Source organism: Streptomyces sp. Q2 (assembly GCF_056820935.1).
In genome coordinates this window covers 1-23,719 of record NZ_JBXEJE010000049.1, presented here as the reverse complement: position 1 = coordinate 23,719, position 23,719 = coordinate 1, and the positions used below count along the sequence as shown (strand labels likewise).

Genomic DNA, 23,719 nt, shown 5'->3' with positions numbered 1-23,719 from the left:
GCTCACGCGTCGCGCCGCCTGAGCATGACTGTCGCACCGGCCAGGAGCACAACAATGTAACCGGCGAACACCGCGAGCCCGGACCCGGGGGACAGCGAGTCACTGGCCGTCCGCATCTTCATGACCGCGTTCGCCGCGTTCGGCGGCAGGTACGGGCCGCCGGCGTCGTTCCAGCTGGTCGGAAGTAGCTTGAACAGGCCTGGCACCACGAACAGCGCGCCCGCCACGAGGATGATCGCTCCGGCGGTGCTGCGCAGCAGAACGCCGACTGCCAGGCCGATCTGGCCGGCGCCGGTGAGGTGGACCGCAGTGCCGACAAGCGCCCGGAACAATTCTGGACCGGAGCAGCCCCCTGGAAGGCTGTTGGCGTTCCCTTGTCGGCCCACGTAACAGCAGCCCGGTCACCCGACGTGGCCGAGCCGTGTCCGGGCCAGGTTCACGCGCTCGTCGGTGCGCGACGCACCATCCGTCACGTAGGGGGTCCAGGTGACTTGACGGAGCTTCGAACCCGCCGTGCCGGGCCTGTTCGAACGCAGTCGGCGGGCCCGGAGTGTCCGGGCCCGCCATCAGGTCACGTGGCTCCGCAGCCGCCTACTCGGCGGTGTCGATGCCGAAGTCGTAGGACCCCGAGCCGACCTCGAACACGGCGGCCCCCTTCTCCATGCGCAGGAAGCGGACCGACTTGGCGGCGTCGGCCGGACGGCCGCCCTCGGTGACCGCCGCGGCGGTCCTCGTGGGCACATGGACCTCCGCGACGGTGTTGACCGGGACCGTCACTTTCAGGTCGAACGCGCCGTTGTGGATGCTCCACTTCGACGAGAGGTGGCCGTAGACGGTGGTGAGGTTTCCGGTCCCGTGCGTCAGGTTCCCGCCGGTCACCGGCGCGATCCGGGAGCGCTTGTAGCCGGGCTCGAGCGCGGAGATGCCGCCGATGTTCTGGAACATCCAGTCACCCACGGCACCGTAGGCGTAGTGGTTGAAGGAGTTCATGTCGACCGGGCCGAAGTCGCCGTTGGGCATGATCGAGTTCCAGCGCTCCCACATGGTGGTGGCACCGCCTGCGACCTCATACCCCCAGGACGGGTAGTCCTTGTGCAGCAGCATCTTGTAGGCCAGGTCGTCCCGGCCGATCCTGCTCAGCGCGGGCAGCAGCAGCGGCGTGCCGATGAAGCCGGTCCGCAGGTGGTAGTCGGTGAGGGCCAGTTTGGCCACGAACTTCTCCCCGACCTTGTCGACCAGTGCCGGATCCGAGACCAGGTTCATGGCGAGGGCCATCGCATACCCGGTCTGGGAGTTGCCCTTGACGGTGCCGTCGGCTGCGACATAGGCCTTGGTGAAGGCCTCGCGGATGTCCGTGGAGAGCTTGCCGTAGTCGGACGCCGCCGCGTCATTGCCCAGGGCCTTGGCCGTCTCCGCCATCATGCGGGCGTTCTCGGCGTAGTAGGCCGTGCCCAGGATGCCCTGCTCGGTCGGGTCGTCCAGGTTCAGCCAGTCGTTGGTGAAGAATGTGGTGCGGCCCGGCTCGAGCAGGTCCGGTCCGGCGCTGGTGCGCACGAACTGGAAGAACTTCTGCATGGCGGGGTAGTTCTCCCGCAGGATGCGGGTGTCGTCGTAGGAGCGCCATACCTGGTACGGCACCGTGATCATCACGTCGGACCACCCGACACCGCTGTCCCCGAACTGGCCCTGAGGGGTCGGTACGACCGCCGGCAGGTCGCCGTTGGCGTACTGGGAGTTGCGTACGTCCGCCATCCAGTGGGAGAGGAACGCGCGGGTGTCGACCAGGTAGTTGGCCGTCGGCGCGAACAGGCTGATGTCGCCCGTCCATCCCAGACGTTCGTCACGGGCCGGGGTGTCGGTGGGGATGGAGAGGAAGTTGCCTCGCTGGCTCCAGGAGATGTTGCTCACCAGTTGGTTGAGCATGCTGTCCGAGGTCTTCAGCGTGCCGGTGCTGGGGAGGTCGGATCCCCATACGACGCCGTTGACGTCCAGGAGAGCGGGAGGTTCGTTCACTCCGGTGATCTCGATGTAGCGGAACCCGTGCTGGGTGAAGGTCGGTTCGTAGGTGACTGTTCCGGTCTCGGCGAAGGTGTAGCGGTCGGTGACCTTGGCACTGCGGAAGTTGTCGGTGTAGAGGGTGCCGTTCTTGTTGAGCACTTCGGCGTAGCGGATCTTGACTGTCTGGCCGGAGGAGCCGGTCAGCTTCAACCGTGACACGCCGACCATGTTCTGGCCGAGGTCGTAGACGTAGGTCCCGGGGGTGGGCTCGGTCATCTTCCGGGCCTGGAGCACCTGGGTCTGGCGCACCGGCTCGTCGCTCTGCGGGACCAGGAGGGCGGTCTGTGAGTCCAGGCTCGCTGCGGGCTCCCACTTCGCGTCGTCGAATCCCGGCCGGCTCCAGCCCGACGGCTCCAGACGAGCGTCATACGTCTCGCCGTCCTGCAGGTCGGCCTTGACGAAGGGCCCGTTTGACGCCTTCCACGAACCGTCCGTGGCGATCCACTGGACGGAGCCGTCGGTGTAGGTGATGCGCATCTTCGCCACGAGGGCGGGGGTGTCCCCGTACTGGCGGGTCCAGCCGAGCCCGACCTTGCCGGCCCACCAACCGTCCGCCAGGGAAGCGCCGATGACGTTGTCTCCGCTGTCGAGCAGCTTCGTGACGTCGTAGGTCTGGGACTGGATGCGCTTGTGGTAGTTGGTCCAGCCCGGGGCGAGCACCTGGTCGCCGACCCGCTTGCCGTTGATCTCCAGCTCGTAGAGGCCGAGTGCGGATGCGTAGACGCGCGCGGAGGCGATCTTCTTGCCGGCTCTGGTCGCGACGCCCTTGCGCAGCAGCGGCTGCGGCCGGGACGCGGGTGCGTAGAGGGCGTCCGTGGTACCGGACACGACGAGGGTGGAGTCGACGATCTCACCGCCGGGGAACGGGTTGCGGCCCGATGCGAAGTCGGTGTCCAGCAGCGTGCCACCGTCTGCGCCGGTCACAACGGCGTCGTAGACGGTTCCGCGTTCGCCGCAGCATGCGTGGGTACGAAAACCTATGTAGCCCTTCGCGAACGTGGAGTCGGTGAATGTGCTGACCAGCTTGCCGTCGAGCGTCGTCTTGATGGTGGTTCCGGCCACGTCATAGCGGACGGTGTGCCGGTCGGCGAGGAGACTCGCGTCGGTGAACCCGTAAGGCGCGAGATCCACCTCCTGAACCACGGTGTAGTTGCCCTGAACCTGCTTGTGCAGCCTCAGAGTCGGGGTGGAGCCCGTGACGTTGAACTGCCACATGTATCCGTTGCTCACATCCGTGGCACGCAGGAACATGCCGAACGCGGCGCTGTCGAGCTTGAACTCGACCGTGGCGGTGTAGTCGGTCCACTTGTCCAGCTCGCTCGGAGCCGCGGGGCGAGTGATCCACTGGGCGCCGTCCCAGTCGCCGGGAGCCAACAGGCCGGTCTCGAAGAACGCGGTAGCGCTCCACGGACTCGAGACTCCCCTGTCGTCCCGTGCCCGAACACGCCAGTAGTAACGGGTGCCGGTCTCCAGGGCAGGCCCGCCGTACCGCACGCCGACCTGGCGGTCGGACGCCACTTTGCCGGACGACCACACATCGGCCGAGCCCGGCTTGCGTCCGACCTGGATCTCGTAGGCCGTCTGCGATGTCGCCCGCCGGGCCGACGTCAACTGCCAGCCGAGGACCGGGTCTTCACCACCGGTGCCCAGCGGGTTGACACGGCCGTTGGCAGTCAGAGCCTTCACGGAGAACGGCGCGTCCGATGCTGGGGCCGACGCCGCGGGGGATGTTGCCGTCGGCAGGATCGACGCGCCTGCGACCACGGCACACATGACGAGGCCTCTCAGGAGTACGAGCAATAGGGGGCGTTCACGGAGCATGACATCTCCTTGTTGAATCGTTTCATGTATGTGTTCGCGGGCTGACGAGGCCGCGAAGCAATGTGCGTTGCGGGGTCAGTCCGCTGTGCCGCCCAGCAGGGCCTTGAGTCCAGCAGCGGTGTCGGCACCGCCGTCTTCGAACTGGACCCTGTTCAGGAGGGCGGCCGGCCGGCCGGCGGGCGGGCAGGTCCCGGACGGGGCCCGGTCGTCGGGCCACTTGTGCGGGCGGTGGGTCGATCGATCCGACGCCCTTGCCGAAGTAGCCCGCTTTGCCCAGGTCGGCGATGGCCTGCGCGGCCTTCACATAGGCGGGGTCCGTCAGCTTGGCCTTGCCGTCCGCCACCGCCTGCAGGGCGTCCGGGCCGAGTTCGCGGTAGATGTAGCCGCTGACCAGACGGGTGAGGGGCCAGCCGTCCTTGCCGTCCGTGGAGAACGCGGTGACACCGGCGCCCTTGAACTTCTTGGCCGCCGCGACCAGCTGGTCGTAGGTCGTCGGGGTGGCGATGTGGTGGTCGGCGAAGAGCTTCTTGTTGTACCAGATGCCCTCGATGTTGAACTGGTAGGGCATGACGTTGAACTTGCCGTACAGGTTCTCGACCGTTTTGACGGCCGCCGGCTGGATGTCGTCCCAGACGCCGAGGTCCTTGAGGGCCTTCTCCAGGTCGAGGACCTGCCCGGCCTTGTCCAGGGTCTTGGTCAGCTGCGGTGTGCCTCCTGCCGCGAACTGCACCGGCAGGGCGTTCTGGCCGGCGAGAAGCTGCACCTTCTGGTCGACGTTGCCGATCGGCAGCGTCTGGATCTTCAGTGGCAGAGCCTTTGTTCTGCGACGCACACGAGCCCTTGGCCAGGGCGGTGAGTTCCTGCTGCACGATGTGGTTGTCATCGTTGATGGTGAGGCTGAACGCCTTGACGTCGCTGCCCGAGGCGTTCCCGCCACCGCAAGCGCTCACCAGCAGGCTCGCGGTGGCAGCAGTCGCCAGGAGGGCCACACGGCGGGTCCTGAGGGTCTTGTGCACAGGTGCTCCTCGGCGCGCAGCGCGTTGAAACGCTTCAATGGAGGGGTGACGGGAACCTATGACCCGCTTCGGCGTGTGTCAAGGATCTGTCGGGGATGTTTCCAACCGCGCCTGAGTGGCGCCGGGGGTCGGCTGAGGGGCTGCCCGGAGGGTGACGCGACGAGTGCTGGTCAGCGCGTCTGGTCCAGCGTGGCACGGCGTGTGCGGTCGGTGTGGCGGGCGTAATCGGGCGGTCAGCGCGGACCTCGACCCGGGGCTGCCGCCCCGGGCGCCGGGTGGGACAGTACGGCCCACGCGTCAGCCCGGAAGATCAGCGCTGTGCGTCGCGTGAACGATCACTCGACGGGCGCCGACCTCGGACCTTCAGCGCGGCGCGCTGGCGCGGACGATCAGCTCGGGCTCCAGCACGACCGTGGCGTGACGGTGCTGCGTGCCCGCGGCCACCTCGTCCATCAGCAGCCTGATCGCTTCCCGGCCCATCACCCGGCCCGGCATGTCCACCGCGGTCAGCGGAACCGCCGCGGCGCCCGCCGTGCGGTTGTTCTCGCAGCCGACGGCGGCGACCTGATCGGGCACCCGGATTCCTGCCACGGTGTGCAGTTCGTGGATGATGGCAATGGCCAGTTCATCGGTGACGGCCACGAGGCCGTCCGGCAGATCGCCGGGTGCTCTCCGCGCGAGATCCTGCCCGACCACATGGCCATGGGGCGTGGTCAGGCCGCCGCTGTCGATCTCCTCCAGGGTGACGCCGGTGCCGGCCTCCTCGACCGCTGCGCGTACCCCCCTGCGTCTGTCGCGAACCGGCTGGTAGTCGTCGTGCGCGACCACATAGGCCAGTCGTGTGCGCCCCGTGTCGATGAGATGGCGGGCTGCCAGATAGCCGACGTGCTCGTTGTTGACCAGCACGGAACAGCACGTGCCCGGCTTCGGAGCGTAGTTGAGGAGCACGACCTGGCGCCCGTGCGAGCGGATGCGCGCGATGCCGGCAGAGGAGTCCTCCATCGGGGCCAGCAGCACGCCGGTGACCCGGGACTCGTCGAAGAGGTCCAGGTAGTCGTCCTGAAGCGTCATGTCGCACGCCGTGTTCGCGAGCAGCAGGTTCTGGCCGATCGCGCGGGCGGCGTTCTGCGCACCGTGGGCCATGTCGATGAACAGGGAGTTCTCGATGTCGGCGAGCACCATGCCAACGCTGTTGGTCGAGCCTGACACCAGCGACCGGGCCGCGTCGTTGCGTACGAAACCCAGATGGCTGATGGCTGCGCGGACCCGCTCGGCCGTCGCGGGGCTCACCTTCGCCGGATGGTTCAGGACGTTGGAGACGGTGCCGACCGAGACGCCCGCGGCGTCGGCGACGTCCTGCATGCTCGGACCGGCATGCCCCTGTACTGCTCGCGGACGGGCGGTTGCCACAGTGCTCCTCGGCCTCCGGTGTCGTTCAGTCCGCGACCGCCAGGCGCTCTCTGTGAGAGGGCTATCGCGGACAAGCCGCAGAATACATGACGCGTGCTGAAGCGCTCCAATGCGTGAGTTCGGGGGAGACCCGACAGTAAGGGAGCGGTCCGATATCAGCTGGTGACACGACACGACACGACACGACACGACACGACACGACACGACACGACACGACACGGTCCGGTCCGGTCCGGTCCGGTCAATGAACCTACCCGGCGCCGCGCCGAGTACATGCCCACCCGGTTGGCAGAGAAGCGCTTCGGGATGCCGGGACGGCTGACGGCTGATGTGGGAAATCGCTGCGCCCGGTGTTGACGGTCCGCGGGGAGCGCGCGAGCCTCCGGCCGCCGATCTGACTGAAACGCATCAACCGAATGGGTGGTGGCCTTGGGCGGGGGCCCAAGGCATACAGCAACATCATGCAGAACCGTCGTGCGGCCGCATGCCCTGCGTATGCGTCTGGCAGGACGCCTGGTCTGCGTCGACCGATCCACCGGCTGTCGCTCACATGCTGTCCTCACAGATCACCTTCAACGGCGAGAGAGTCCCGAAAACATGTTCAGAAGACGAAACGCACTGCGACGGCCGCTGCCATCGGCGCGACCCTCCGTGCTGATGCCGGCGCGTTGATCGCAGGCAGGGCAGCGGACGCAGCTTCAGTTGGGCCGATTACCGCGACCTGTTGGCCGCCGCCCACCAACAACTCGGCGCGCCGATCGTGCTCGCATGGGAATACCTGAAGGTGCACAAAGCCGCCAGGCTGCGGGAGTCCATCGGCACCCAGGAGTGGATCACCTGCTGCTTCCTGCCGTCCTATGTCGAAGACCTCAACCCTGTCGAGGGCATCTGGTCACGGCTGCTTCGCCGCAGCCAGGCGAACACCACTTGCGCCAGCTCTGACCACCTGCGCCTGTTGGGGCAGGGCCTCCTTAAGATCCAGCAGGGGAGGATCCTCGTTGATCGATGTCTCGCCGAAACCGGCCCACCTTGACGAACCCATCACGTCAACAAAGTCAGTAGGAGCTCTCAGCGCGCCGGCGGACGGTCAGCGGCGCTCATGCCAGTTGCCAGCCGAGGCGTGTAGTGCTTCTCGAGTGCGGCGATTTCTTCGTTCGTCAAGGTGATGTCGAGGGCCGCGGCGGCGTCCGCCAAGTGATGCGGCTTGGAGGCCCCGACGATCGGGGCGCTGACGACTGGATTCGCCAGGACCCACGCGAGTGCGATCGTGGCCATGGACACACCGCGTGCCTGGGCTACCGACTGTGCTGCCTCAATGATCTTCCGGTTCGATTCTTCTTCGACGAAGAGGCGCCCGTATGCAGGGTCGGTCTCCGACCGTCGGGTCTCCGCACCCCAGGGCCGAGTGAGCCGGCCGCGCGCCAGCGGGCTCCACGGGATGCTCCCGACACCCTGATCTGCGAGCAGACCGAACATCTCCCGTTCCTCTTCACGCATGAGGAGGTTGTACTGGTCCTGCATGGACACGAACCGCGTCCACCCGTGCAGATCAGCGGTGTGCTGCAGCTTGGCGAATTCCCACGCCAGCATCGACGATGCGCCGATGTAGCGCACCTTGCCCGCCTTCACGACGTCATGAAGAGCCTCCATCGTTTCTTCTGCGGGCGTCTCGTAGTCGAGGCGATGAATCTGGTACAGATCGACATAGTCGGTGCCGAGCCGGGTCAGCGACGCATCGACCTGCTCCATGATCGCCTTGCGTGACGTTCCGGAGCCACCTGGTCCGTCGTGCATCGGGTAGAAGACCTTGGTGGCGAGCACGATGTCCTGGCGGCGCGAGTACTTCTTGATCGCGCGCCCGACGATCTCTTCCGAGCTGCCGAAGCTGTAGGCGTTGGCAGTGTCCCAGAATGTGATGCCCAGTTCGACAGCCTGCCGGAAGACCGGCTCCGCCCCCTCTTCGCCAAGTGCCCATTTACTGAAACCGCTCGCGGTGTCCCCGAAGGTCATACAGCCGAGCGCGAGACGGCTGACAACGAGCCCTGAGGTTCCAAGTCGTGTGTAGTTCATGATTCTCCAGTTGGCGAACTAGCCATTCCCGCTGGCGGATTGCAGAGCCGTGAGGCGGCCGCAAGAGCCTCGGGTGTCGTTCTTGGCATCGCGGTATCCGGTCGGGCGGCCGTGTCGCCCTGCTCGCCGGGCTACCAAACGTACGCTTCGGAAGCCCGGCCTCCGGGGCGCCCGGTTACCGCCGCAGCGGCCTCGCCCTCGTGGTCAGGCCAGCGTTGCCATGTCGATCACGAAGCGGTAGCGCACGTCGGAGGACAGGACGCGCTCGTACGCCTCGTTGGTCTTCTCGACCGGGATGACCTCGATCTCCGCCCCTATGCCGTGCTCGCCGCAGAAATCAAGCATCTCCTGGGTCTCCCGGATGCCGCCGATCGACGAGCCGGCGTACGAACGACCACGTGCGAGAAGGGAGAACACGTTCAGCGACAGCGGTTCAGCCGGAGCGCCGACGTTGACCATGGTGCCGCCCACGGCCAGCAGGGAGAGGTAGGCATCGACGTCGAGCTTGGCGCTCACCGTGTTGACGATGAGGTCGAAGTTGCCCGCCAGCTCATCGAACGTGGCCGGGTCGCTCGTGGCGTAGTAGTGGTCTGCGCCCAGGCGCAGACCGTCGTCCATCTTCTTCAACGACTGCGACAGGACGCTGACTTCCGAGCCCATCGCGTGCGCGAACTTGACGCCCATGTGTCCGAGTCCGCCGAGTCCGACGATGGCCACCTTCTTGTTCGGCCCGGCGCCCCAGCGGTGCAGCGGCGAGTACGTGGTGATGCCCGCGCACAGCAGGGGGGCGGCCTTGTCCAGGGTGACGCTGTCAGGGATGCGGACGACGAAGTCCTCGTTGACGACGACGTGGGTGCTGTACCCGCCCTGGGTGGGAGCGCCGTCCCGGTCCATGGAGCCGTAGGTGAGGGTGGCGCCGTTCAGGCAGTACTGTTCCTCACCCTTGAGGCAGGAGTCGCAGGTGCGGCAGGAGTTGACCATGCAGCCCACGCCGACGCGGTCATCGACAGCGTGCTTGGCGACCTCCGAGCCGACTTGGGTGACGACTCCGGCGATCTCATGGCCGGGGGCTACGGGATAGTTCACCGGGCCCCAGTCGCCACGGACGTGGTGGATGTCCGAGTGGCAGATGCCGGCGTACTTGATCTCGATCAGGACATCGTGGGGGCCGACATCGCGGCGTTCGATGGTGGTCCGGGTGAGCGGTTCGGTCGCGGACGTAGCGGCGTACGCGTTGACGGTGAACACGATTCTCCAAACGGGGACGGGACTGGTCGTAGCCGCAGCAGCCACAGTTGTCTCGGCATTCCTTTGGGCGTCCTTTGCCGCAATGGATCGGAAACCTGCATTTCGCTGGACCGTGTATGCGGCATGCGTCCGGATGAGGAGATACCCGGCCGAGGCTGCTGCTGGCATACATAAAAAGCTTGCACGGTCAGCAATCCATGTAAAGGGGAAGGGCTTATCCTGGGGAAAAATCCTTCCCCCCTTAAGGGACGAGTTTCTGGGTATGCCGGTTGCGGCTCGGTGTGAGAAATGCACTCGAGGCTAACGCGTCACAACTCTCTGTATGCCATTTGGCGGTTACAAGTATGTGAGGCCGATGTGCTTTGGCTGCAGCGAGAAAAGGGAGGTCGTCTGGAGAGCACCTTCTTCTGCACACCGCTGTCCACGCCCCTGCTCGCCGAAGGGATGGCGTTGCGTGCGATCGGGCGTCACCTGGACGTGGACCGCAACGTTGTCCGTCGGCATGCCCGCACCGTCACCTGGCAGGAGGTCGCCCCGACCTGGCCCCGCGGTGCCGGCATCGTTGCCCCCTACCAGGGACACCTGCACCGACGCTGGGCCGAGGACGAACACAACATTGCGGCCCTCTCCCGCAAGATCACTGCGCGCGGGTTCCGCGGCAGTGAGGCCACTGTCCGCCTCTACCTCGCCCCTCATCGCCAAGCCCTGGCCGCAGGCCTTCCGCCACCCGCACCCGCCCGCAGCACTTTCGCGGTCACACGGCTGCTGACCAGCCGACCGGAGCACTTCGGCCCGGCGGTCGATCGGCCTCGACCCCCGGGCCGATCTCCTTCCGCGGGGAGCCCGGCCGGGGAGACGGTTCCGAGGCCGTGCCGAGGGGGGCCCGAACTCGGGCCCGTGCAGCACGGTTGGACGACGGCACCTCAGTCTCAGGAGGGGAGAACGAATCCGATCAGGGCGAGCAGCACACACGAGCCGAGGTTGACCGCCCGGTAGCGGAGGAAGATCGCGGCGAACTCGCGGATCGTCGCGGTGGGCCAGAAGTAGGCGGCGGTGGGCGAGCCGATGACCTGGCCGTTCACGCCGGTGCGCCGGGCCGTGAGGGCGGCGCGGAACACGTGGAAGTTGTTGGTGACGACCACACACCGGTGGTCCGGCACGCGTTCGCGCATGAGCGCCTCGCTGAAGCGCAGATTCTCCTCCGTGGTGCGCGAGCGGTTCTCCCGTACGACATGCCGCTCCGGGACGCCACGGGCGATGAGGTAATCGGCCATCGCATCGGCCTCGGGCAGGTCCTCGTCGGGGCCCTGGCCGCCGGAATTGACCAGCACGGGCGGCGTACCCCGCGCCGCCTGCGCCTCGTACACCGCGCGCGCCCGTTCCAGTCTGCTCGCCAGCAGGGGCGGCACCCGGGAGCCGCCGATCAGACCGGAGCCGAGGACGACGACGAAGTCCACGTCGTGACGGACCTTCAGCCGCGCATAGAGGAAGGCGTAGGTGAGGAACGACAGGAAGACGTATGAGACGTAACCGGCCACGAGGAGGACCCCTCCGGCGACGTGCCGCAGCGGCGCCGAGTCGAGGTCGGCGGCCGTCACGGTGAGCGTGACGCAGCCGAGGACGGCCAGTCCCGCCAGCCCGGAGAGCAGGTTGGCGGGGCGTGGGCCCTCCTTGCGGATCATCGTCACCCCGTTCGCGATCAGGAAGAACGCCAGGGGCAGCACCCCCAGAGCCAGCAGCACGAAGGCGAGGGTCACCGCCGCGAGGAGGGGTGCGGGCGCGCTGCCGGCTGCCACTTGGGCGAGCAGCGCCAGGGTCAGCAGGACGAGGGACAGTCCGAGGAGGACGGCGTTGCCGAAGCGGCGGGGGTCTTGCCGCGTCCGGGCCAGGAGGAGCAGGAAGGCCAGCCCGGCGAGCATCGCGAAAATGACGGTAGGCATGGGTTGTTGTCACCTTTGCTGATCGGCGGGGCGTTGCACTGGCCCGGTATCCGGGGACGGCGGTGGCCTGTTACTCGGGGCGTGGGCCCGACTGCTCCGTGACCGACCTCAGCAGCGGGCGGCTGAGCGCGCCGGCGGCCAGCAGTCCCGCGACGCCGACGCCGAAGCACAGGGCGAGCAGGACCAGGCCGCCGGTTTCGATACTCGAGCCCTCGCCGAGGGTGAGTGGGGCGGCGGTGAAGATGCCGGTCAGGGCTGCTCCGCCGGCGAGGACGGCCACGGGGAGGAGGGTCTCCTTGCGGCGGGCCGCGTCCAGGGTCCGCAGCGGTGTTCCCGCGAGGCGGAGCAGGCCGTAGGTGCGGCGGCGGTCCAGGACGGAGGCGGCCGCGGTGATGCCGGCGGAGGCGATCGCGGTGGTGAAGGTGACGCCGAGGACGACCCGGGTGGCGTTGGCGAAGTCGTCTGAGAACAACCTGGTCGACCAGTTGATGTCGGTTCCGGTGACGGGGTACTGGCCGGGTACGACGGACGTCAGCGCGGTGCGGGCGCGGTCCAGCTTCTCGGTGCCGCCGGGCACGTGGGCTACGACCTGCACGGTGTTCTCGCCCCCCGGGGCGACCCAGTCGGTGTCCGTGCCGATGGTGGCGGTGATCCCCGCGTGTTCCAGGCGGTGTCGCGCATCCTGTTGGACCACGGCCGCCCGGCTCTTGGGAACGGACACGGCGAGGGTGTCCGGATGTCCCCACGGCGAGGCGCCGGAGATCCCGAAGAGAGCGAAGAACCCGGCCACGAATCCGGCGAGGGTGAGCCCGGAGACCGTACGCCAGCCGCTCTTGGGATCGTCCAGCAGGCGGCGGCCGGCCAGCAGGGTTGCCGGCTTCTGGGCAAGTGCGCAGATGATCCGCCCGAGGACGCCGACCACCCACGGGCCGATCACGGACAGGGCGAGGAAGACCAGGGCGAAGAACACCAGGGGGCCGTTGACATCACTCTTGTGCTCCTGGGTGAACAAGCTGTAGCCCACGATCACCGCGACGAAGGCCAGGGCGCGCAGGAAGCTCATGCGGGGTGGCTTGGAGCGGCGCGCCACGCCCAGGGGGCCGACGACGACCTGGCGCAGCCCGACGAGCGCGCTGACGACCACCATGGCGACGACACCGGCGAGCACGGCGAGCAGCAGTGGGAGCCCCACCCACAGGTCTGCCGTGTACCAGGAGCCGCCCTCCACGGACACCTGCGCGGTGGCCGGCAGGAGCAGTCCGTATCCGATGGTGCCCAGCAGCGCGCCCGCCGCGCCGGTGAGGGCTGCCTCGGCGGCGGTCATCCCGGCGATCCGGCCCGGGGTGGCGCCGATGAGCCGCAGTGCGGCGAGGCGCTGGTCGCGGCGGGAGACCGACAGGCGGGCGGAGGAGGCGCCCAGGACCAGCAGCGGTACGACGACGAGGATGGTGGCGATCTTCGCGAGAGCCACGTAGCCGCTGCCGATGCCTTCGGACGAGCGCCGTCCGGTGAAGTCGGCGACCCGGGTGGGGGTGACGATGTCGCCGGGGCGGCGCGGATCGTCCTCGCGCGGGGTGGCGACGGCGGCGGCGGTCGGTCGGTGGCCGACGACCGCGACCAGTTCGCCGGGGTGGGCCACCGCGGCGCGGCCGAGGGTTCCCGACACGGTGCCGGGCACGGGATGCCGGTCGGCGGGAAGGCGGTGGAGCAGGTCGGCGAGGGCCGGGGAGACCCACACCTCGCCCGGCTGGGGGAAGCGGGGCATGCCGGGCGGGGCGGGGGCCTTCTTGCCCGGGAGCTGTGCCACGTCGACGACCGTGACGGGGGTACCGCCGCTGAAGGTGGTGCCGACCGCCTCGACGGCGACCGGAGCCGCGGACGTGACGGGGGTGCGCCAGTCGATGCGGTCGGCTCGCTGCTGGAAACCGAGGTTGACGGCCACGCAGATCAGCAGGAGCGCGGTGCTGATGGCGGCCGCGGCGACGGACAGGGAGGTGGCCAGCAGCCCGGTGCGGCCTCCGGCGCGGGTCAGCCGCCAGGTCAGGGTCAAGGTGGTGCGGTCCAGGGCCTTCATCGGTCGTACCTCGCGTCCGTGTCGTGGCCGGCCGGGCGTCCGGCGGTGCCCCGGGCGGCGTGGGCGACGGCGCTCGTGACGGCCCCGTCCGGCGTCCGGTGGTCCTCGGACAGGCGGCCGTCGCGGACCCGGATGGTGCGGTCGCACCAGCGCGCCACGTCCTCGTCGTGGGTGACCACGACGAGTGCGGCTCCCTGCCTGCGGGTGGTGGTGACCAGCAGGTCGATGACCTCCATGCCTGTGCCCTGGTCCAGCGCGCCCGTCGGCTCGTCGGCGAAGATCACCTGCGGGCCGCCGACCAGCGCGCGGGCGATGGCCACGCGCTGCGCCTGCCCGCCGGACAGCTGTCCGGGCCGCCGCTCCTCCAGGCCCGCCAGGCCCAGCGGCGGGAACCACTCCCGCGCCTTCTGGACCGCCTGGCGGCGAGAGATGCCGCCGAGCATCAACGGCAGGGCCACGTTCTCGTCGGCGGGCAGCTCCGGCAGCAGCTGGCCGGACTGGAAGACGAAGCCGAAGCGGGTCCGGCGCAGCTCACTGCGCTCGGGCTCGCCCAGCTGGTCCACGCGCTCTCCGGCCAGCAGCACCTGGCCCTCGTCGGGCCGTTCGATACCGGCGAGGCAGTGCAGCAGGGTGGACTTGCCCGACCCGGACGGGCCCATGATCGCCAGCGACTCGCCCGCCGATACGGACACGTCGACACCGGCCAGGGCGCGGGTCAGACCGTAGGACTTCCTCAGACCGGCGCCCACCAGGACGGGGGAGGCGTTGGTCGTGCGGTAGGGGTTCATCGGGCGGCCTCCATGGTGACGAGGGCGCACAGGGCGAGGCGCAGCCTGGCGAGCGCCGCCAGGGCCAGTTGGACAACGGTGAGGATCTGCATGCCGTCGACGATCCCGCCGGACGCACGCGCCTGTCCTCGGCCACCGGACCGGTCCTGGGCGGCCGGTATCGGCCTGCGGGCCGACCCGATGCTGCTCCTGCGGGCCGCCCGGCAGGTGGAGCGCCCGGCCTCCGCGTGGTGCAGGAGGCGCTGACGAACGTGCGCCGCCACGCCCTGGCGCGGACGTCGTCGTCCGCCGCGAACCGGACCGGCACTGCGGTACGCGACCGCCGGCTGCCGCCCGCTTGACCCGTGAATCGGCCTGCGGGCCGACCTCGGCCGCACACTGTCGGCCGACCGGCCGAAGCGCAGCCACCGTCGGCGGGCCACTGTTGCGGTGACAGCCTCACCGCAGCAAACGCATCGCAGGAGAGAATCATGAAATACGTCGCCGTGTCCCTGGTGACCGCCGCCGTGGCCGTGGGCGGGTTCGCTTTCGTGGCCGTACCGCGGCTGCTGAGCACGGAGTCGACCAGCACCGTCGGTTCCACCGGGGCCGTGAGCCGTGCGGAGGTCGAAAAGCAGGTCCGCGAGAACTACTCCGTGCCGCTCATCCAGGAGAAGCCGAAATCCGTGAGCTGCGCCGGAGGTCTCAAGGCGTGGCAGAACGACTCGGTCGAGTGCACTGTGACGTCCGGGAACGGGAAGCAGCAGAAGATCATGGTGTCCGTGACCAAGGCCAAGGGGAACAGCGTCTCGTACGACTACGCGGTGCTGGCGGACTAGGACTGTCCGCCGTGGCCCGGAACAGGGCCGTCAGGACGGCATGACCATGACGAGACGGGATTGATCACTCCACCCGCGCCGACCGCACCGCCATCCGCGCATATCCACGAGAGCGGCGAAGTGGTGCTGGACACTGCACCCGACGTTCGCGACGCCCTCTTCGCGCCCAGGCGCATGACGAAGCCGGCCGGAAGCCCGGCGGCACCGCGGCGTGCGGGTCAGCGGAGTTGCGCGGGATCGATGGCGTTGGCCATGGCCTGGTCGCCCGCGGAGTTCGGGTGCAGGTGGTCTCCGCTGTCGTAGGCAGGCAGGAGTTTCAGCGGGTCGGACGGGTCGGCCATCGTCTTGGCGAAGTCGATGGTGCCGTCGAAGGCATGACTGGTGCGGATCCAGTGGTTGACCTTCTGGCGGATCGCGTCGCCGGCGGCGGTGTAGTAGGGGTCGCCCTTGGTGTTGGTGTAGGCGGCGTCCTTGTAGGGGAGGAGGGTGCCGCCGTAGATGCGGACGTGGGCGGCGTGCGCCTTGGCGATCAGGGTGCGGTAGCCGTCGATCAGGTCCCGGGCGGTGAGTGCCTTGCCGTCGGGGCCGGCGTTGTTGCCGATGTCGTTGATGCCTTCGAGCAGGATCACGCTGCGGACCCGCGGTTCGCCCAGGGCGTCGTGGGTGAAGCGGTCCAATCCGCTGACGCCCAGTTCGGGCTCGGCGGCCGGTGCGTCGGTGAGAACCCGGTTGCCGCTGATACCTGCGTTCACCACGCCCAGGCGGCTGCCACCCGGCTGCGCGGCGAGGCGGCGGGCGAGGTCGTCCGGCCAGCGGGTGTTGGTGCCCGGTGAAGAGCCCCATCCGTCGGTGATGGAGTCGCCGAAGGCGACAAGGGTGCCGCGTGCGCGGGGGTTGAGAACGTCCAGGCCGTCCAGGAAATACCAGGAGCTGGTCGTAATGGGGTAGTTCGCGGTGCCGGTGTCCGCGGTGTGGTCGCCCGTCCTGGAGATGTAGCTTGTGTCCCGGGCGACGGAGTGGAAGGTGGCGGGGCCGGTCGTCTTGGGTAGATAGACGCTGACCAGCAGGTCCTCGTCAGCGGCGGTGGTGAAGTCGACGGCGTCACTGCTGAGTTCGCCCCCGGCCGGGATCACCGCTCCGGTGGCGCCGTGAAAGGTGACCTTGTGCCGGGTGCGGGCGGCGAGACTCCCGCCCGAGGTGCGTACGGCGACGTTCACGGCACCGATCACCAGGGGCGCGCTGCCGTATGCGTTACTCAGCCGCAGCCGCACCTTCCGGCCCGCGACGTTGGTGTGCACCACCATCCGCACCGTCTGGTCGGAGAGACTCGGCCCGCCGGCCGTCATGCCGGCTTCCCAGCCACCGGTCCATGGCTGCCCTGCGGCGTCGGCCGCCGTCGTCGTCGTCGCTGATGCGGCGAGCATCCCGCACACCAGCAGTGCTGCGGTGACCCTCAGAGTGCGTCGCGTGCCGAATGTCATCTTCATCCACTCCACCGATAGGTCGCTGCACGCGCTCACCCAGCCCAGTAGACACCGCTGTGCGGGAAGACGCGCTGATGTGCCGTTCAGCCTTGCACGGCAGCTGAGCGTTGTGAGGGGGGAAGAATCTTCCCCGTTTACTCCACGCAGAGGCGGCAAGACGCAGCGCCCTTGCAGCGTTGCCGGGGAGGTGATGGTGAATCACAAGCCGTCGTGTGGAGGTAGCAGCACCACTCGCGTCTGCCGGCCCGGGGGAGTCGGGGGAGCCTGGAGGACGAGGGCGGCAGCGTCGTGTCCTACGGAGGAGGTGCATCCGGCCAGGCCGCCATCGCTGCCGCCACCACACGCTCCTGGAGCATCTCGCGGCCAGCAAACCGACTGAAGAGGTGGGAGGCGCGAACGAGGACCACTCCGTCCAGAGCGGCACCATCGCCTGGCAGGCTCTGGACCAACAATCAACGGTGACAAGGAAGTTGACGGAAGGCTGACCGCGGTCAGTCACCGACGAACCACAGATACAGGTGCGTCCCGCGCTCGACGACCTGGCACAACTCGCGGGCCCGCCCGACCCATTCGCCACCGCAGGCAGCGGGGAGCCGGTCGAGCTCGGCCAGCAGCAGCGGAATCTGCAGCTGGTTGAAGACCGCGTCCCCATACGGAGTCAGGGCCCAGAGCATCGGGAACTCCGTCGCGCTCACATCCGGGAAGCCGACCATCCAATCCACGCCGGCCTCGGCACGGGCCACCTCAGGTTCGCGCGGTGGGCCCCTGCCATCCCTTCGAGGCGGCCGTACGAAGCCACTCTGGCGAGCTGCCAGGACTCGCCGCGCTGGCCAGGCGTGGCCGGGTGGTTGTGAGTGTCCGGTATTCCTGCCTGGTCCCTCGGTCCGATGTAGCTGTACGTGTCGTTACCGGTGAACCAGCCGACCAGGTACAGGTCGCTGCGGCGCAGCCGGATGCGTACCGCATGGTCCCGCCCGCCGACCATGACGTCGAAGAACCCGGTCGAAACCGGATCGGTGTGATCCACGGCGGCCGTAGTGCCGGGAACGTAGTTGTCGTCCGCGTGCAGCGCGCGGCGGATGTTGTTGATGAAGCCCCAGTAGTCCCACGTGGTCCCGGTCGACCAGAAGACGGGTGTCCGGTCCTGGACTGTCCGGGTGTGGCGCGCATCCAGCTGGCCCCTGTGAGCCTCCCGCGCTCGGAGGCCCGTGGGGGCTGAGGGAGACCCCCGTGATCAGTGCCGCTCCGCTCATGGTGGCCGCGGCCGTGAGGCGTAGGCGTCTGTGGGAGATGAGCCGTTGGACCAGCGACGCTATGAGAGGCGAGGGCGAGGGCGAGAGGAACGGGCATCACCGCCAGGGGGTGGCCGCAGCTGGCCGCGCATGGCGGCGGGGGCGGCGGAACAGCCCCCGTCTTCCTGTCCGCCACAGGCGCCCCTGCACCTGCTTGGGCCAGGCAGGTGCAGTTCTTCACCATCCCAGATGGCCATGGTCCGACAGCACCGTGGAGAAGTTGTGCAGTTGCCTTCTATCAAGCGTTTGACTCTTCCCAAGTTGCCTCATTGGAAACAGGATGGTTGTTACCTCGGGGAACTGACCACTCCACATCATGCGCATGCCTGTCTCACACCTGCGCAGGGGGAAGGACCACTCTGTGTCTCAGCCGCACCCCGGCCGGCGTCGCCGCCTCGGTCGCAGAGCCGTATCGCTCCTGGCCCCGGCAGCGGCCGGCAGCCTTCTGCTCTTTGCCGCCGGCCCGCCCGCGCAGGCCGCGCCCACCGGCCCGGTGGCGTGGCTCGACACCGGCAACCCGTCGTTGCCGATCGGCCCGGACGCCCCGACCACTCGGCCACCGTCACTCCGGCCACCCACCCCGTCTCCCGAGGCGACACCGTCCCGACCACCGTCTCCTGGCGAAACCTCCCGGCCGGCGGCGTCTACCTCGGCCTGGTCGGCTACGGCGACGGCCCGGACACCGTCGGCACAACTGTCCTAACCGTCAACCCGTAGCGCAGGGGGCTTGACGCGAAGGTCACAACAAGCGGAGCTCAGTAAAGGAATGAATGGAGGCCACATACGAACGCATTTCTGAAGCTGTCACACCAAACATTGAGCACTCAAGGAGATGCATATGAGTACCGTCATTGACCGGTTCCGGAGGACGGCAGTGATGGCCGCCGTCCTGGCTGCCGCACTGGGAGCAGTTTTCGTGACGCAGACGCAGACGCAGACGCAGACGCAGACGCACGCGGACGGCGCACCGGGCGGCGACATAGCCATGCCTGAACCTCCCTCCTTCTGCGATAACCCCCCTCCGTGGGTGGCCGATTGTTGAGAGTGGTCCCTAACGCTCTGGCGTAGACCTTTCGTGACGGCTCGTCGGTTCATCCGGCGGGCCGTTGCGATGTGTCAAAGCTCCGGCACAACGCCGACACCGTGCCCACAAGCACCAGGGTCTGATCACGTTCCGTAGGTGTCCGGATCCCTGGTGACGGTTCTCTGGCCGCATCTCAGTGAAAGCGAGGCTGCCGCGGGTGCGTTCGGCGGCCAGGGCGTCGGTGACGAGGTCGGTGCGCTCTACCTTCCTCCTGGGAGGCCCAGCCATTCGTAGGGTTGTGGCACCCAGGAAAGCCGGGTGTGGCTCTCGGTGCGCTGCCGCCTTGTGGCTCCACATGCTTGGCCGCCCGGCTCCCCACGACGACTCGGCCGCCGATTAGGAAGTGCGAACAAGTCGCTGTGTAGAGCAATGCCGGCGAGGTCGTCCGTGGCACGAACAACACGAACACGCGCGTCAGGAGCACGATGAGCCGAATGGGCGGGGATCGACAGCGGCAAGGGCCACCACCACGGTCTCGCCTTGGACACCGACGGCAAGACACTGCTGTCGCGGCGGATCGCCAACGACGAGCCCGAGCTGCTGACTCTGGTCGGTGACGTCCTCGACCTGGCCGACGGCCGTCCGGTCACCTGGGCCAACGACATGACCGGCGGGGAGCCTGCACTGCTGCTGGCCCTGCTGGTGAACCACGGGCAGGAGGTCCTCTACATTCCCGGCCGGCTGGTGAACCGGGCCTCCGACGGTTACCGCGGCGAGGGCAAGACCGACGCCCGCGACGCTTACGTGATCGCCGACCAGGCCAGGATGCGCCGCGACCTGCGGCCCATCCGTCCCGGCGACGAAGCCGCCGTCGAGCTCAAGCTGCTGACCGGACGCCGGGCCGACCTGGTCGAGGACCGCACCCGCGTGGTCAACCGCCTGCGCGGCACGCTCCTGCGCATGTCCCCGCCCTGGAACGAGCCCTGGATGTGACCAACACCGGCCCGCTCAGGCTGCTGACGGGGTACCAGACGCCGGCCACGATCCGCCGGGCCGGGACGGCGCGACTGACAAAGTGGCTGGCCAACCGCAAGGTCCGCAACGCGAGAACGCTGGCCGAAGCGGCGGTCGAGGCCGCCGAACGCCAGCACACCGCCGTTCCCGGCGAGAAGACCATAGGCAGGCTGGTCCACACCCTGGCCGAGGAGGTGATGGCCCTCAACGAGCAGATCCGTGAGATGGACAAGCTCATCGAGGGCCAGTTTCGCGAACACGAGCTCGCCGACATCATCCTGAGCGTCCCTGGAATCGGCGCGACCCTCGGTGCCGAGTTCCTCGCCGCCGTCGGCGGCAGCCTGGACGACTTCGGCTCAGGGACGCCCTGGCGGCCTTCGCCGGGGTCGCCCCCGCACCTCGTGACTCTCGGGCAAGGTCAGCGGCAACCTACACCGGCCGATCGTCTATCACCGCAGACTCCAGCGCGTCTTCTACACGTCCGCACTCGTCAGCGTCCAGTTCGACCCGAACTCGCGGAAGTTTTATGACCGCAAACGCGCCGAGGGGAAGAAGCACGTCCAGGCCGTGCTCCCCCTCGCCCGCCGACGCGTCAACGTCCTCTGGGCGTTGATCCGCGACCGACGGTGCTACGAAGTGACACCACCGGTGCCTGCGCCAGCTTGACAACAGCATTAGGAAGCATGTGGTCCGCGACCACCCAGCCGGCCAGGCGCCGTGAGGCGAGGTCGATGACGGTGGCCAGGTAGAGGAACTTCCCGCCGACCAGCGGGAGATAGGTGATGTCGCCGACGTACTTCGTGTTCGGCTCGCTCGCTGTGAAGTCGCGGCCGATCAGGTCCTTCGTCCAGGGAGGTTGTGGACGGGTGAGCCAGGTCGGCTGAGGGGTCTTGAACGGGTGAGCGTCTTCCGGTTCGGTATGGATTGCGATGTCTGCACCGAACCGGAAGACCTTCGTGGTTTCAGTCAGGCACCCCTGCCGAGGCAGGCCGGACGCCTCCGCTTGGCGCGCTGCGCGGTCGAGGCCGACTGGCCCACAGGGATGTGGAAGCCGCCGAAAATACGGCCGACCCGGCGGTGCTGGTGGGTGGCTGGACCGGGCACCGGAGGATGCCGGGCCGAAGACGGCGACGGCTCCGGTCAGGCGGGTTCACCGCTACGGCCCGAACCTCGACGCCTGACTCGCATCGGCTTGGGCGAAGGTCTGCTCACCCGCGGGCCAGGCCCCACTCGCCCGCTCGCATTCCGGCCTGGAAGCGTGAGTCGGCGCCCAGGGCGACGAGGAGTTCGGCGACCCTGCGGCGGTAGGTGCGCAGCGACATGCCCAGTTCGCGTGAGGCTGTCATGTCGGTCATTCCGGAGCCCAGTGCGTACAGCACCTCGCGGGCTTGCGCGTCGACGATACGGGGCCGGTCGGCATCGAAGAAGGCCGCCAGGTCGGTGGCCGTCGCCCACGCGGCTTCGAACAGCGCGTACGCCCCGCTGACCAGGGCGGGCTCGGTACTCATCGTGTACATACGGTGCCGGGGACCGTGAGCGGACGAGGGTGCGCTCTCTGGGCCGGTAAGAATCATGGTCCGCCGGTCGATGAAGACCGTTCCCTGGGGCAACGGGGTGGTGGTGATCCGCACCTGCATGCCGTGGGCGGCCATCTCGCGCAGGACCTTCCGGTCGTGCTCGTCGGCGAGCGCGGCGGGACTGAACAGCTTGCGGGCTCCACATGCTCTGTCACGGCGTATCCGAAGACGGGCGGACTCGCGGGCCTTGGGCCAGGTGTCGAGGTCGCGGGCAGCGCTGACCCATTCCGCGTCGTACAACTCCACCAAGGGCTCGATCCGCGCGTGCAGCTCAAGATCACCTCTGAGGGCCATGTGCTGTGGCATGCGTCCATTGTGCCTCTGGCAGCAAGGTGCCACAGCCTCGTCAGCAGGCTGCCGGCCGTGCAGGCTGGGCCCATGAGTAACGAATTCCGCCTCGGCGGCGACCTGGCCGTCAACCGCCTCGGCTTCGGCACCATGCGCCTGCCGTCCAAGGAGGGCATGGGCGGGCCGGCCCGCGACCCCGAGACCGGCCGGGCCGTACTGCGCCGCGCCGTCGAGCTGGGCGTCAACCACATCGACACCGCAGACTTCTACGCCAGCGTCGGCGGTGCGGTGCGTGCGAACACCCTGATCCGCGAGGCCCTCCACCCTTACCCGTCCGACCTGGTCATCGCCACCAAGGTGGGCCCCATCCGCCGCCCCGATGGCTTCCGTCAAGCAGCCACTCCGGCCGACCTGTGCGGCTTGGTGGAGGCCAACCTCGAGGGCCTGGGCGTGGACCGCCTTGATCTGGTCTACCTGCGCGTCGGTCGGATGGAACCCCCGCACGGCGAGTCGATCGCCGAGCGCTTCGAGGCGCTCGCGGCGATGCGGGAGGAGGGCCTGATCCGTCACCTCGGGCTCAGCAACATCGACACCGCCCATCTCGCGGAGGCCCGCGCGATCGCCCCGGTCGTGGCGGTGCAGAACCAGTTCCACGCCGCCAAGCGCGACGACGCGGAGCTGCTGGCCGCCTGCGAAGACGCCGGCATCGCGTTCGTGCCCTTCTACCCGATGGGTGGCGGCCGGGAACTCGACGACGCACGGCTGGCCAAGGTCGCGGCCCGGCACGGCGTCACCGTGTCGCAGATCGGCCTGGCCTGGCTGCTGGCCGCCTCGCCGGTGACCCTGGCCATCCCCGGCACGGGCTCCCTCTCGCACCTGGAGGACAACATGGCCGCTGCCGGTATCACCCTCAGCGAAGAAGACCTCGCCGACCTCTCCTGACATCCGACGGCCGTCGAAACGCCACAAAGGCAATCGTCACGAACATCGTCGTGATGACGGGCGCGACCGCAGGAGACGACGGTATTCACGCGGCCCGTCATCTCGCCGGCCGCCCGAGGTTTCGGAGCACCGATCGGTGCAGTGCCGGTGCCCACGGGGCGACTGCGTCGTCAACCATCTCGTCCACTGCCTGTTGCTCGCCGACACCGGCGCCTGCGCCACGGACATCGCACCCGCGCGAGGCAAGGGGGCCCTGCAGGTCGTCGGCGACACCGGCCGACAGGCCCTCGGCGTGCTGCGAGGCGTGCTCGGCGTGCTCGGCGTGCTGCGCGAGGCCGCGGACGGTCCCCCGGGCGCGCGCGAGCTCAGCTCGGCATCGCGGATATCGAATCGTTCTGTACCGGTCACCCCATCGACCGTCACTGTGCCGGTGCGGACTTTGATCGGGAGCAGCGCGACCCCGCGAAGGCGGTCACTTCGGCGCCTCGCGAGTGACGGTGTCGCGCAGCCGGTCATGGCTTGCGCGGACTGCCTCCACCACTTACCCCCAGGCCCGTCCGCTTGCGAGTTGACAGCACATCAGGTTCGTAGACCCTCTCAACGGCCGACCTCCTCCGGCATTGCACCGGACGGGGTCTCGTTGTGGCGCACCGGGCACTGCCGCCCGTCCTCGGGCATCCCGAGGTGAGGTGGATCGCGACACGAGACCGGTCCGGAGTCCGGTTTCGCCGGCGAGGATCACCGCCTGAAGGTGGTTGTTTCCCCCTCTGTCAGGAGCTCTCGGTGACTACTGCTTCGGGTCCTGCGGTGTGTCGGTGGGTTGGAGTGTGGTGAGCCATTGGGTGACGGTGGTGT

General features: G+C 68.4%; 17 protein-coding genes and 2 pseudogenes. 4 read left to right on the top strand and 15 right to left on the bottom strand.

All coding sequences use genetic code 11. The features are described 5' to 3' along the window. Positions 1 to 2 precede the first annotated feature (2 nt). The 4 genes from ACWBNA_RS39625 to ACWBNA_RS39610 form a co-directional block, all read right to left on the bottom strand. Positions 3 to 332: a hypothetical protein gene (locus ACWBNA_RS39625; RefSeq protein WP_482709407.1), complete on the bottom strand. Its 330-nt coding sequence runs from the start codon at positions 330 to 332 to the stop codon at positions 3 to 5. Positions 333 to 591: 259 nt separating this feature from the next. After that, a complete protein-coding gene (locus ACWBNA_RS39620; protein ID WP_482709406.1) occupies positions 592 to 3,744 on the bottom strand; it encodes a family 78 glycoside hydrolase catalytic domain in 3,153 nt (1,050 codons plus the stop codon). A 157-nt stretch (positions 3,745 to 3,901) separates the two neighbouring features. Further along, positions 3,902 to 4,711: an ABC transporter substrate-binding protein gene (locus tag ACWBNA_RS39615; RefSeq protein ID WP_482709405.1), complete on the bottom strand. Its 810-nt coding sequence runs from the start codon at positions 4,709 to 4,711 to the stop codon at positions 3,902 to 3,904. 547 nt (positions 4,712 to 5,258) lie between these two features. Continuing rightward, entirely contained in the window at positions 5,259 to 6,257 is a 999-nt protein-coding gene (locus tag ACWBNA_RS39610) for a LacI family DNA-binding transcriptional regulator (protein ID WP_482709404.1), read from the bottom strand. Positions 6,258 to 7,029: 772 nt separating this feature from the next. On the opposite strand from ACWBNA_RS39610, the gene ACWBNA_RS39605 reads away from it, so the two are divergent. Beyond that, complete coding sequence (locus tag ACWBNA_RS39605; protein ID WP_482709403.1) at positions 7,030 to 7,338, top strand: transposase; 309 nt, start codon at positions 7,030 to 7,032, stop codon at positions 7,336 to 7,338. A gap of 35 nt (positions 7,339 to 7,373) precedes the next feature. Here ACWBNA_RS39605 and ACWBNA_RS39600 read toward each other — a convergent pair whose 3' ends face one another. From ACWBNA_RS39600 to ACWBNA_RS39575, 6 genes are all read right to left on the bottom strand, one after another. Then, positions 7,374 to 8,375: an aldo/keto reductase gene (locus ACWBNA_RS39600; protein WP_482709402.1), complete on the bottom strand. Its 1,002-nt coding sequence runs from the start codon at positions 8,373 to 8,375 to the stop codon at positions 7,374 to 7,376. A gap of 204 nt (positions 8,376 to 8,579) precedes the next feature. Then, the gene (locus ACWBNA_RS39595) at positions 8,580 to 9,623 is read right to left on the bottom strand and encodes an NAD(P)-dependent alcohol dehydrogenase (RefSeq protein WP_482709401.1); all 1,044 of its coding nucleotides are present in this window, start codon (positions 9,621 to 9,623) and stop codon (positions 8,580 to 8,582) included. A gap of 929 nt (positions 9,624 to 10,552) precedes the next feature. After that, positions 10,553 to 11,563 carry a YdcF family protein gene (locus tag ACWBNA_RS39590; RefSeq protein WP_482709400.1) on the bottom strand — a complete coding sequence of 337 codons (1,011 nt, stop codon included), beginning with the start codon at positions 11,561 to 11,563 and terminating at the stop codon, positions 10,553 to 10,555. A gap of 70 nt (positions 11,564 to 11,633) precedes the next feature. Next, on the bottom strand, positions 11,634 to 13,637 hold the full coding sequence (locus tag ACWBNA_RS39585; RefSeq protein ID WP_482709399.1) for an FtsX-like permease family protein: 2,004 nt from the start codon (positions 13,635 to 13,637) through the stop codon (positions 11,634 to 11,636). Next, positions 13,634 to 14,425 carry an ABC transporter ATP-binding protein gene (locus ACWBNA_RS39580; protein WP_482709398.1) on the bottom strand — a complete coding sequence of 264 codons (792 nt, stop codon included), beginning with the start codon at positions 14,423 to 14,425 and terminating at the stop codon, positions 13,634 to 13,636. The genes ACWBNA_RS39585 and ACWBNA_RS39580 overlap by 4 nt, the downstream gene beginning before the upstream one ends. Next, positions 14,422 to 14,688 (bottom strand): hypothetical protein, encoded by a 267-nt coding sequence (locus tag ACWBNA_RS39575; protein ID WP_482709397.1) that lies wholly within the window; start codon positions 14,686 to 14,688, stop codon positions 14,422 to 14,424. Before ACWBNA_RS39575 ends, ACWBNA_RS39580 begins: the two co-directional genes overlap by 4 nt. Positions 14,689 to 14,895: 207 nt before the next feature. On the opposite strand from ACWBNA_RS39575, the gene ACWBNA_RS39570 reads away from it, so the two are divergent. Further along, positions 14,896 to 15,243 (top strand): DUF4333 domain-containing protein, encoded by a 348-nt coding sequence (locus ACWBNA_RS39570; protein WP_482709396.1) that lies wholly within the window; start codon positions 14,896 to 14,898, stop codon positions 15,241 to 15,243. 218 nt (positions 15,244 to 15,461) lie between these two features. On the opposite strand, the gene ACWBNA_RS39565 is transcribed toward ACWBNA_RS39570, so the two are convergent. The 3 genes from ACWBNA_RS39565 to ACWBNA_RS39555 form a co-directional block, all read right to left on the bottom strand. After that, complete coding sequence (locus tag ACWBNA_RS39565) at positions 15,462 to 16,730, bottom strand: SGNH/GDSL hydrolase family protein (protein ID WP_482709395.1); 1,269 nt, start codon at positions 16,728 to 16,730, stop codon at positions 15,462 to 15,464. Positions 16,731 to 17,218: 488 nt separating this feature from the next. Continuing rightward, on the bottom strand, positions 17,219 to 17,401 hold the full coding sequence (locus ACWBNA_RS39560; RefSeq protein WP_482709394.1) for a hypothetical protein: 183 nt from the start codon (positions 17,399 to 17,401) through the stop codon (positions 17,219 to 17,221). Positions 17,402 to 17,418: 17 nt separating this feature from the next. Next, on the bottom strand, positions 17,419 to 17,796 hold the full coding sequence (locus ACWBNA_RS39555; protein WP_482709441.1) for a ribosome-inactivating family protein: 378 nt from the start codon (positions 17,794 to 17,796) through the stop codon (positions 17,419 to 17,421). 1,751 nt (positions 17,797 to 19,547) lie between these two features. Here ACWBNA_RS39555 and ACWBNA_RS39550 point away from each other — a divergent pair. Beyond that, positions 19,548 to 20,723: pseudogene (locus ACWBNA_RS39550) on the top strand (IS110 family RNA-guided transposase). Between the two features lies 1 nt (position 20,724). Here the strand turns inward: ACWBNA_RS39550 and ACWBNA_RS39545 are convergent. Both ACWBNA_RS39545 and ACWBNA_RS39540 read right to left on the bottom strand, forming a co-directional pair. Further along, positions 20,725 to 20,898, bottom strand: a pseudogene (locus tag ACWBNA_RS39545) (DDE-type integrase/transposase/recombinase); the annotation flags it as partial. Between the two features lie 367 nt (positions 20,899 to 21,265). Beyond that, a complete protein-coding gene (locus ACWBNA_RS39540) occupies positions 21,266 to 21,940 on the bottom strand; it encodes a helix-turn-helix domain-containing protein (RefSeq protein ID WP_482709393.1) in 675 nt (224 codons plus the stop codon). A 72-nt stretch (positions 21,941 to 22,012) separates the two neighbouring features. On the opposite strand from ACWBNA_RS39540, the gene ACWBNA_RS39535 reads away from it, so the two are divergent. Beyond that, complete coding sequence (locus ACWBNA_RS39535) at positions 22,013 to 22,864, top strand: aldo/keto reductase (protein WP_482709392.1); 852 nt, start codon at positions 22,013 to 22,015, stop codon at positions 22,862 to 22,864. Positions 22,865 to 23,719 lie beyond the last annotated feature (855 nt).

Excerpts from the sequence above, each read along its gene's own strand:
- ACWBNA_RS39590 (WP_482709400.1), bottom strand. The coding sequence starts at position 11,563 with ATGCCTACCGTCATTTTCGCGATGCTCGCCGGGCTGGCCTTCCTGCTC.
- ACWBNA_RS39600 (WP_482709402.1), bottom strand. The coding sequence starts at position 8,375 with ATGAACTACACACGACTTGGAACCTCAGGGCTCGTTGTCAGCCGTCTC.
- ACWBNA_RS39535 (WP_482709392.1), top strand. The coding sequence starts at position 22,013 with ATGAGTAACGAATTCCGCCTCGGCGGCGACCTGGCCGTCAACCGCCTC.
- ACWBNA_RS39610 (WP_482709404.1), bottom strand. The coding sequence starts at position 6,257 with ATGCAGGACGTCGCCGACGCCGCGGGCGTCTCGGTCGGCACCGTCTCC.
- ACWBNA_RS39565 (WP_482709395.1), bottom strand. The coding sequence starts at position 16,730 with ATGAAGATGACATTCGGCACGCGACGCACTCTGAGGGTCACCGCAGCA.
- ACWBNA_RS39585 (WP_482709399.1), bottom strand. The coding sequence starts at position 13,637 with ATGAAGGCCCTGGACCGCACCACCTTGACCCTGACCTGGCGGCTGACC.
- ACWBNA_RS39570 (WP_482709396.1), top strand. The coding sequence starts at position 14,896 with ATGAAATACGTCGCCGTGTCCCTGGTGACCGCCGCCGTGGCCGTGGGC.
- ACWBNA_RS39560 (WP_482709394.1), bottom strand. The coding sequence starts at position 17,401 with ATGCTCTGGGCCCTGACTCCGTATGGGGACGCGGTCTTCAACCAGCTG.
- ACWBNA_RS39580 (WP_482709398.1), bottom strand. The coding sequence starts at position 14,425 with ATGAACCCCTACCGCACGACCAACGCCTCCCCCGTCCTGGTGGGCGCC.
- ACWBNA_RS39540 (WP_482709393.1), bottom strand. The coding sequence starts at position 21,940 with ATGCCACAGCACATGGCCCTCAGAGGTGATCTTGAGCTGCACGCGCGG.